Origin of the sequence: Dietzia timorensis (assembly GCF_020742175.1) — a bacterium.
GTDB classification, from domain to species: Bacteria; Actinomycetota; Actinomycetes; order Mycobacteriales; family Mycobacteriaceae; genus Dietzia; species Dietzia timorensis_A.
In genome coordinates, this window is record NZ_DYXM01000194.1 from 1 (window position 1) to 8,624 (window position 8,624).

Here is an 8,624-nt window from a genome sequence, read left to right on the forward strand (position 1 = left end):
CGAGGGCGAGCAGGCCGCGGCGGCGCAGGCGGCGACGAGTGCGCGCGAGGATCTGCGCGCGGCGCGGCGGCAGCGCGACCAGGCGCAGCAGATGAACGCGACGCGTGCGCGGATCGCGAAGAAGGCCGAGCGCGAGAAGCGGGTGCCGAAGATCATTTCGGGGATGCGAGCCGATGCGGCGGAGAAGGCGGCGGGCAAACTCACCGACCGGCATGCGGAGAAGGTTTCGGGTGCGGCGGAGGCTGCGCGCGAGGCAAACGACGCTGTGCGCCGGGCGCGGCTGTTGCGGATTTCGCTGCCGGATCCCGAGCTGCCGCGGTCGCGGGAGGTGGTGGTTTCGGATGCGGTGCGGCTGCTCGGCCCGGAGCGCGTGCGCCTGACCGGCGCGAACGGGAGCGGGAAGACGACGTTGTTGCGTTCGCTGGTCGGCGGGGATGCTGCGATCGCGGTGCCTTTTGCGTACCTCGCGCAGGATCTGCCGGTGCCGGCGGCGGAGCGGGATGTGACCGTGGTGGAGCTCATCGCGTCGCGGAGGCCGGACGCGGAGCCCTCTTCGCCGCACGCGCACGCCGCGCGGTTCCTGTTCACGGGGGATTCGGGGGCGAAGCGGCTCGGCGAGCTGTCCGGCGGGGAGCGGCTGCGCGCGTTTCTGGCGGCGGCGCTGTTCGCGCGGCCGATGCCGCAGCTGCTGGTGCTCGACGAGCCCACGAACAACCTCGATATTTCGGGAGTGGAGCAGCTCGCCGGTGCGCTTGCCGAGTGGAAAGGCGCGCTGCTCTTGGTCACGCACGACGACGGGTTCGCCGGGCACGTCGGGATCGAGCGGGAGGTCGCTGTCGACGGGTAGCGGGGCTCGGGGGCGCCGCTCCCCGCCCCGCAAACACCACGTACCGGTAAGAATCGCGCATCGAACGCCATCAAATGTGGCAACTACGTGGTGTTTACTAGATGGGCGACTGCAATCGCGTTCGGATTTCGCTCTTGAGTAACGCTGGATCGGCCAGGTCCTTGGCCGTCACGTGCATAACGCGATATCCGCGCGCCGCGAGACCACGATCCCGCGACGCTTGGCGTTCGAACTCTGTCCACTGCGATGACTCGCGAAGGTTCGAAAACTTCTGCCGCCCGTCGTATTCGAGAATTAGTCCGCGCGATCCGGGAACTTCCACGAACAGGTCGGCGCGATAGATCTCGGGGCCATCGCCATCATGAATCGACAACTGTGGGGTGCCGCGTAACCCCATTTCACGCACAAGAACTCGTAGCCGACTTTCTCCGGGGCTCTCAACGCGTCCGTCGGCGAACTCGGCGACATCGCGAAGACGGTTCGCGCCGCGACCAGACACTAGCCTGGCGGACCGTCGAAATTCCTCGGGCCGCACCAATCCTCGATGGAGCGCGTTGTCGGCTGCTGCCACGGCGGAGCCAAATTGCGCCACCCGCGCGAATTCGCACAGCGCGCCCGTTACTCCGACCGTTGGAATCCCCAGCCGCGATACCGTCGGTGACCACATTCCCTCGCCGTGCAATGGTCGTTCGATTCTGACAGCGGAAGGGCCCGCCCTGTGCGAATACGCCTCCGCGTTGCGTGTGAGGTGTGTGCGTCCCAGCGGATGTGCGTGTACAGGGATCCCGTGCGCTACCAGCGCGGACCAGGAACTGGCGTGCCATCCATTGCCCGCTAGAAGAAGTGCGCCCGCGAGCTGCACAAGATGCTCTTCCTCTCGAAAGAGCCGCCCACGGGGAACTGTCGCGTACGCCCCTCGGCGGAGCCTTCGCCACTGTCCGGAGGCAAGGAACTTTTCGCTCGCGCGACGTGAATACCCGCGGTTTTTGGCGTCGTCGCGGGTGAAGACGACGATTTCGCCGCCTCGAATCGAAAGTCGTATTGGCACACACCGACTATCTGCGACGAGTCGGAGCTTATGGGGGCGCTACCCGCTATTGCTTCATCGCCCACACACCACGTTAAAGCCACAAAGTGCCCTGAAATCGCCCGGAACCGTACCTCTTCGTGGTGTCCACCCGCTCAAGCCTCCATCTCACCTCGTTAAACTGTGATCCTTCGCAGAAGGGAGTGCACTGTGGCCACGAGTGCCAGCACGGATCCGAAACCGGCGGGGCGGGAGCCGATCGCGCCGACCGGCGTCATCCCCTCGTTTCGTTTCGCCTTTTCCTCTCCTGCCCGCTTGCGCACCGAGGTGCTGGGCGGACTGGTGGTGGCCCTCGCGCTGATCCCGGAGGCGATTTCCTTCTCGATTCTCGCCGGAGTGGATCCGCGGGTCGGGCTTTTCGCGTCGTTCACCATGGCCGTGACGATCGCATTCACCGGTGGGCGGCCCGCCATGATCTCTGCCGCCACCGGTGCTGTCGCACTCGTCGTCGCTCCGGTGGCGAAGGAGTACGGGATGGACTATCTCGTGGCGACGGTTCTGCTCGCCGGCGTCATCCAGATCTTGCTCTCTGTGCTAGGTGTCGCGAAGCTCATGCGGTTCATCCCGCGAAGCGTCATGATCGGGTTCGTCAACGCGCTGGCCATCCTCATATTCATCGCGCAGGTCCCGCACCTCGTCGGTGTGCCGTGGCTCGTGTACCCGCTCGTTGTGGCGGGGCTCGCGATTCTCGTTTTCCTGCCGCGCTGGACGTCGGTCGTGCCCGCGCCGCTCGTCGCGATCGTCGTGCTCACGGTGGTGGTGATCGCCGCGGGGCTCAACGTCCCGAACGTCGGCGGCCAGGGCGAGCTGCCCGATTCGCTGCCTTCGCTGCTTATCCCCAATGTGCCCATTTCGATAGAAACCTTCACGACGATCGCGCCGTACGCGCTGGCCATGGCACTGGTCGGTCTCATGGAGTCGCTCATGACCGCGAAACTCGTCGACGACATCACCGAAGTGCGCAGCGACAAAACCAGGGAGGCGTGGGGCCAGGGGGCCGCGAACATCGTCACCGGGTTCTTCGGTGGCATGGGCGGCTGCGCGATGATCGGCCAGACGATGATCAACGTCAAGCAATCCGGCGCCCGCACACGACTCTCCACCTTCTTGGCGGGCGTCTTTCTCCTCATTCTCGTCGTGGTTCTCGGCGACGCGGTGGGAATGATCCCCATGGCGGCGCTCGTCGCGGTGATGGTGATGGTCTGCGTGGGCACGTTCGATTGGCATTCGATCCACCCGCGCACGCTGCGGCTCATGCCGTGGAGCGAAACGCTCGTCATGCTCATCACCGTCGCGGCTACCGTGGCGACGAGCAACCTCGCGATCGGTGTCGTCCTCGGCGTCGTGGCCGCCATGGTTCTCTTTGCACGGCGCGTGGCACATATGACGTCGGTCGACGCGATCGACTCGGACGACGGGACGCGCACGTACACGGTCCGAGGGGAACTGTTCTGGGCGTCGAGCAACGACCTCGTGTACCAATTCGACTATGCGAATGACCCCGGCCGTGTCGTCATCGACCTCACGCACGCCGATATCTGGGATGCCTCGACCGTCGCGACCTTCGACGCGATAACCCAGAAGTATGCGGCGAAGGGGACGACCGTCGAGATCATCGGCCTCGACGGCGCGAGCGCGGACCGCCTGCGCAGACTGTCCGGAAACCTCGGCGGCTGAACCGGGCGCTACGCGCCGCCTTCGGTGTCGTCGGTGTGCGGCTGCTCATCCGCTTGCACGTCCTGCCGCTCGTCCTCGCGGGAGAGTTTGGCGGCCTCGCGCATCTCGATACCGTCGGAGATCCAGTCGCCGACTTCGCGCGCTGCCGAGCCGACGGCGTCGGTGGCGATCACGGTGAGCCGCCCGACGAGACCGGCCGTCGACGAGATGGCCTCTTGCACCTGGTCTTTACGCCGTTCGAAGTCGCTCATGGAGCTATCTTAACGCCGAAACCGCCGGCCCAGAAGGGCCGGCGGTTGGGTAGTCGGTGCCGGGTTGGCGGCAGCCCGAGCGTTAGGCGGCGACCGTTTCGGCCTTGGCCTTCGCGCGGCGGCGTTCGATGTGCACCGCCGGTGCGTCGGTCGGTCGAGGAGGTAGCGGCAGCGCGAGCCGGAACATCTTGCCCCACACGTTGGCGACCTGCTTCCACAGCGGGCCCGAGTTGTACGGCAGTCCGTTCTTCTCGCAGATCGCGCGAACCTCGTCGGCGATCTCCGGGTAGCGACTCGACGGCAGGTCGGGGAAAAGGTGGTGCTCGATCTGGTAACCGAGGTGTCCGCCGGCGATGTGCATAATGCGGCCACCGGAGAAGTTGGCCGAGCCGAGCATCTGGCGCACGTACCACTCGCCCTGCGTCTCGTTCTCGCAATCCTCGGGACTGAAAACCTGTGCGCCATCGGGGAAGTGGCCGCAGAAGATCACAGAGAACGACCAGATGTTGCGGGCGAGATTTGCGGTGGCGTTGCCGGCGAGGGTCAGCGGGAACAGCGGCCCGGTGAGCGCCGGATGCAACAGGTAGTCCTTGGCGACCTGACGGCCGGCCTTGTGCCACCAGCCCCTCAGCAGTGGCTTCACCTCCGCCCACGAGCGCTCGCCCTTGAGCACGCGGTCGTATTCGAGGTCGTGCAGCATCACGCCCCACTGGAACGTGCACATCAGCACGAACGCGTAGGCGGGGTTGCCCAGCCGCAGCGGGTTCCACGCCTGCTCGTGCTCCATGCGCAGCAGTCCGTAACCGATGTCGCGGTCCATATCGAGGATGTTCGTGTACGTGTGGTGCATGAAATTGTGCGAGTGGCGCCACTGATCGCTGGGGCAGGTGTTGTCCCATTCGAACGTGGACGAGTGCACCATCGGATCCTGCATCCAGTCGTACTGGCCGTGCATCACGTTGTGCCCGATTTCCATGTTGTCGAGGATCTTCGAGGCACTCAGCGCGGTGACGCCCGCGATCCACGCGGGCGGCAGGAAGCCGGCGAACATCAGCCCGCGCCCGGCGAGCTCGAGACGTCGCTGCAGGCGGATGATCCCGAGGATGTATTCGCGGTCCTTATCGCCGAGGTCGGCGGTGATCCGGTTGCGCAGCTCGTCGAGTTCGCGGCCAATCTCGTCGACCGCCTCGGCGGACAGGTACACCGGCTCGGGTTCGGGCGTGGCGGCCTTCTTCGCGAAGGGATTGGGAAGCTTGGGGAGCGAAATAGTGAACATGAGTGTCTTCCTCCTTGGACAGGTGGTTTAGAGGTCGATCTCGACGTCGCCCACGGGCGCGGAGACGCAGACCTGGACTTGGCGGTCGGGAGTGTTGTCGACTTCGCCGGTGCGAAGGTCGCGGGTGGCGCCGCTCAGGCGAGTCGCGGCGCATTGAAAGCAGATGCCCATGCGGCAACCAAAGGTCGGGGAGAGACCGGCGGATTCGGCGCCTTCGAGGATCGTGGTGCCGCAGATTTCGGCATCGCGGCCACTGCGCGCGAACGTGACGGTGCCGCCGTCGGTGTCCGGAATGTCCGCGACAGTCGTCTTGAACCGTTCGCGCCGAACCCACTCCGATCGCTCGGGCCCGAGAATCTCGGCGAGCCCGTCCGCGAGCGCGTCGGGGCCGCAGCAGAACACCTCCGCCTCGGCGAACCACGGCGCCACGGCGTCAATGTGCCCTGCCAGAATGTGCCCGCGCAAACCGTGATGGTCCGGCCCGGCCGCGCCCACAGCTTTGTCCATGTCTGACGTCGGAGGTACGTCGCCCGCGGGGGATCCGGGTGCGTCGGTTCCTGTGGTCACAATCCGGAGATCGATGCCCGAGCTCGCGGCGATCTCGCGTAGTTTGCCGGGCACCGGGATATCGGAGGTGGACCGCGTGTAGTGCAGCCACGCGACGCGCCCGGTGTGATTCTCGGCGGCGAGGGTCGAGGCGATCGCGAGCATCGGGGTGAGCCCGCTGCCGCCGGAGACCAGCAGCACCGAATGCGGGCGGCGATCGGGCAGCGCGGCCTCGGGGTCGCCCTGGGATTCGTCGTCGAGGAGGAACGATTGGCCGGGCTCGGCGGTGCGCCACAGATGGTCGGAGACGAAGCCGTCGGCGTGGCGGCGGATCACGAGCGTGAGCGGCCGGCCCGCGCTGGTGCCTCCGATCGGGCCGGATGGATAGGCGTTCGGGGTCTGTGCGCCCGGGATGCGCGGGGACGCGGCAACCGGGTCGATCGGCGAGTAGTAGCGGGTGTGGACGACGCCGTCGATGACGACGCCGATCGACACGGCCCCACCGGCCGGCGGCCGCCGGTAGCCCTGCGAGGGGCGAAGGGTGAGGATCAGCCAGTCTTCGGTCGGGCGCGTGGCGCTGACGACGACGGCCTCGCCTTTCGAGACCCGGCCGCCCAGGCCGAGCGAACGGCTGTAGGTGGAGGACGGGTGCGGGGTGAGCAGGAGTGACGTGACGCCGTCGATGAGCCGGTCGAGCGGCGAACGTGTGGTGGTCGGTCGGGTGTGTGCGGTGGTCATCGTTCCTCCAGGGAAGGATGTCGCGATCGGTATCTTCGCTGGTGCGAGTGTCGATCTGGTGTGAAAGTTTTCTCCGGTCCGGGTGCTCCCGCGGCGCTGCTTCGGTGTCGGGATCGAACTGCGAGCGCTGCCGTGCGGGGAGGGGAACCGGTGTTTAACAGTTCCCCTTAGGGCCGGACAATATTGAGTGTACGGCTGTACTCTCAAACCGCAATACCTGAGCGGTGAAAAAGTGCCGATTTTGTGTTGAGAGTCACTTTTTGGCGGCGTTCGTGCAGGAACGTCGGGTGTTGTAATCTAGGGAACATGGCCGATGGGAAGACGCGTGCCGAGAAAAAGCAGCACACTCGTTCACTGATTATCGCGGCGGCGAGGGAAAAAGTGGCCACGACCGGCTACCACGCCCTCGCTGTCCGCGAGACTGCGCGCGCCGCCGGTGTCGTGCCGACGGGGTTCTATCGGCATTTCGAGTCGATCGAGGACCTGGCGATCGTCGTCGCCGAGGGCACCGCGGCCACCCTCGCGCGCACGGTCGCGGAAATGATCGCCGAGGATCCCATCCTCGAGACCTGGCCCGACGTCATCGTCGCCGCCGGCCGGTCCGATCCTCACGAGTGGCCGGCGCTCATGCGCGGGCTTCTCGATTTCGATCACCCTGCGTATCCGGTGGTCGCAGGCGCGGTCTCGGACGCGCACCGCCGCATTGCGATCACGCTCTCGCGGATGCCGGAACTCGAGGGGCGCAGCGCGGACGATGTCGACGCGCTGGCCGACATCGTCGTATACGACCTCATCCGTACCGCGCTCGCGGCTGCGCGCGGCGACAGCGACGCTGATATGGAGTGCCGCCACCGGCTCTCGGCGATCCTCTGGTGAATCTTTCTCTGGTTAAGGCGCAGTGATGTGTTCGCCGCCAGGGCCGTCGCAGATAATGCTTGCACCCGTTTCGCGTGCGCGGCCCGCGGTCGGGGAGGAGCACGACCAACCTTGAACCATCATTGCCAACGAGTTTCCTCCGCCCGATTCGTGCCGGCCTGCTGTGTACTCGTCGATGATCGACTGTGCCTCGAGGCACGACACTGCCCCCGACTCGACCTTCACCAACGTGTTCCCAGAGGCTGCGCCGCACATGGTCCCGGGTGCGACGGGCTCATCGTTCTCTGAATAGTCGCCGTCGAGGTTGGTCGTCGTCGCCGGAGACGACGCCGACGTGGATTTCGAAGTGCTTTGTGTCGCCTTCGGCGCGGTGACGATCACCGTGCCGGTTGTTGCCAGGTCCGGGTTCGCGCCCGAGACGTGGAGCGCATTCTCGCCGACGCTGCACGTCAGGTCTGAATCCTCGCTCATCTCACAGGTCACCTCGCCGAACTTCACGCGCTCTTGAGTTGCGAGTGCCGCTTTGGCGGGCGGTACTCCCTCGACCATCGTGTACCGAATGCCGTCGGCGGACACGGTCGCAGCGCCCGGGCGCGACGCGGGGAAGGGCGGAACCTCGACGTCTGGCACGTCCTCGGCGGCCTTGCCGGTGCACGTCGCTACCTCTTTGGTGAACACGCACATGCCTTCGCCACCCGCAGCCGTCTCGAACGAGAACACGTGCGAGCTTCGGTTGGCGAAAGTCGCCGGATCGACGTCCTTGAAAGAGTTCTCCTCACTCGCCGTGCTCGTAGGGGTGAGCTGTTCCGTCGTCATCGACGGGGCGCCGTCGCCTGCTTCGGGATCGGACTCGGAGCCGCAGCCGGCGAGAACGGCGACGGAAACGAGAAGCGAGCTGGTGAGCGCGGCAATCTTTCGCATGGCACCCACGCTAAGTCACTGCCCCCACTGTTCGGGGACTATTCGGGCGCGAATTCCTCACGGCGCCGCTTAGGATCGCGCGCCTGCCGGCGTTCGAGATAGCGCGTGATGAACGGCCACGCGACGACGATCGACGCCAGAACTACCAGCCAGTAGATCAGCCAGAACGAGCCCGCCAGGCCGACGATCGCCATCGCGATCACGATAAGTACACCGGCGATCCCGCAGGCGGCACATGCTTTGAGCCAGTCGCGCCGCGCCTCCTTCTTGGCGGGAGACCCGCTGGATGACGTCGGACGTGCCGTTTCCGCGCCACTGCCTTTGCCTCCGCCGTATCTGCGCAGGAACTTCGCGTCCATGGCGCGCACGATGGCGGGACCGAACATCACCGTGAACCCGACGTAC

Annotated in this window: 8 protein-coding genes and 1 pseudogene; 3 read left to right on the top strand and 6 right to left on the bottom strand. The window is 66.0% G+C overall.

Going from position 1 to position 8,624, the window contains the following annotated elements:
- On the top strand, positions 1-847 hold an 847-nt coding region (locus K8V11_RS09940), incomplete at its 5' end, for an ATP-binding cassette domain-containing protein (protein ID WP_303913473.1).
- A gap of 97 nt (positions 848-944) precedes the next feature.
- Here the strand turns inward: K8V11_RS09940 and K8V11_RS09945 are convergent.
- Complete coding sequence (locus K8V11_RS09945) at positions 945-1,514, bottom strand: hypothetical protein (RefSeq protein WP_303913476.1); 570 nt, start codon at positions 1,512-1,514, stop codon at positions 945-947.
- 618 nt (positions 1,515-2,132) lie between these two features.
- On the opposite strand from K8V11_RS09945, the gene K8V11_RS09950 reads away from it, so the two are divergent.
- The gene (locus K8V11_RS09950; protein WP_303913496.1) at positions 2,133-3,611 is read left to right on the top strand and encodes a SulP family inorganic anion transporter; all 1,479 of its coding nucleotides are present in this window, start codon (positions 2,133-2,135) and stop codon (positions 3,609-3,611) included.
- A gap of 8 nt (positions 3,612-3,619) precedes the next feature.
- Here K8V11_RS09950 and K8V11_RS09955 read toward each other — a convergent pair whose 3' ends face one another.
- The 3 genes from K8V11_RS09955 to K8V11_RS09965 all read right to left on the bottom strand — a co-directional run bounded on the left by K8V11_RS09955 (position 3,620) and on the right by K8V11_RS09965 (position 6,422).
- Positions 3,620-3,862, bottom strand: coding sequence for a hypothetical protein (locus tag K8V11_RS09955; RefSeq protein ID WP_303913480.1), 243 nt, complete (start codon positions 3,860-3,862; stop codon positions 3,620-3,622).
- A gap of 82 nt (positions 3,863-3,944) precedes the next feature.
- Complete coding sequence (locus K8V11_RS09960) at positions 3,945-5,138, bottom strand: acyl-CoA desaturase (RefSeq protein WP_303913484.1); 1,194 nt, start codon at positions 5,136-5,138, stop codon at positions 3,945-3,947.
- Positions 5,139-5,165: 27 nt separating this feature from the next.
- On the bottom strand, positions 5,166-6,422 hold the full coding sequence (locus K8V11_RS09965) for a flavin reductase family protein (RefSeq protein ID WP_303913486.1): 1,257 nt from the start codon (positions 6,420-6,422) through the stop codon (positions 5,166-5,168).
- Positions 6,423-6,728: 306 nt separating this feature from the next.
- On the opposite strand from K8V11_RS09965, the gene K8V11_RS09970 reads away from it, so the two are divergent.
- The gene (locus K8V11_RS09970) at positions 6,729-7,298 is read left to right on the top strand and encodes a TetR/AcrR family transcriptional regulator (RefSeq protein ID WP_303913489.1); all 570 of its coding nucleotides are present in this window, start codon (positions 6,729-6,731) and stop codon (positions 7,296-7,298) included.
- Between the two features lie 12 nt (positions 7,299-7,310).
- Here the strand turns inward: K8V11_RS09970 and K8V11_RS09975 are convergent, their stop codons facing one another.
- Positions 7,311-8,219, bottom strand: a complete 909-nt coding sequence (locus K8V11_RS09975) for a hypothetical protein (protein ID WP_303913492.1) — start codon at positions 8,217-8,219, stop codon at positions 7,311-7,313.
- A gap of 38 nt (positions 8,220-8,257) precedes the next feature.
- Positions 8,258-8,624: pseudogene (locus tag K8V11_RS09980) on the bottom strand (hypothetical protein); the annotation flags it as partial.

Coding starts and splice junctions, on each gene's coding strand:
- K8V11_RS09970 (WP_303913489.1), top strand. CDS start 6,729: ATGGCCGATGGGAAGACGCGTGCCGAGAAAAAGCAGCACACTCGTTCA.
- K8V11_RS09945 (WP_303913476.1), bottom strand. CDS start 1,514: ATGTGGTCACCGACGGTATCGCGGCTGGGGATTCCAACGGTCGGAGTA.
- K8V11_RS09975 (WP_303913492.1), bottom strand. CDS start 8,219: ATGCGAAAGATTGCCGCGCTCACCAGCTCGCTTCTCGTTTCCGTCGCC.
- K8V11_RS09965 (WP_303913486.1), bottom strand. CDS start 6,422: ATGACCACCGCACACACCCGACCGACCACCACACGTTCGCCGCTCGAC.
- K8V11_RS09955 (WP_303913480.1), bottom strand. CDS start 3,862: ATGAGCGACTTCGAACGGCGTAAAGACCAGGTGCAAGAGGCCATCTCG.
- K8V11_RS09960 (WP_303913484.1), bottom strand. CDS start 5,138: ATGTTCACTATTTCGCTCCCCAAGCTTCCCAATCCCTTCGCGAAGAAG.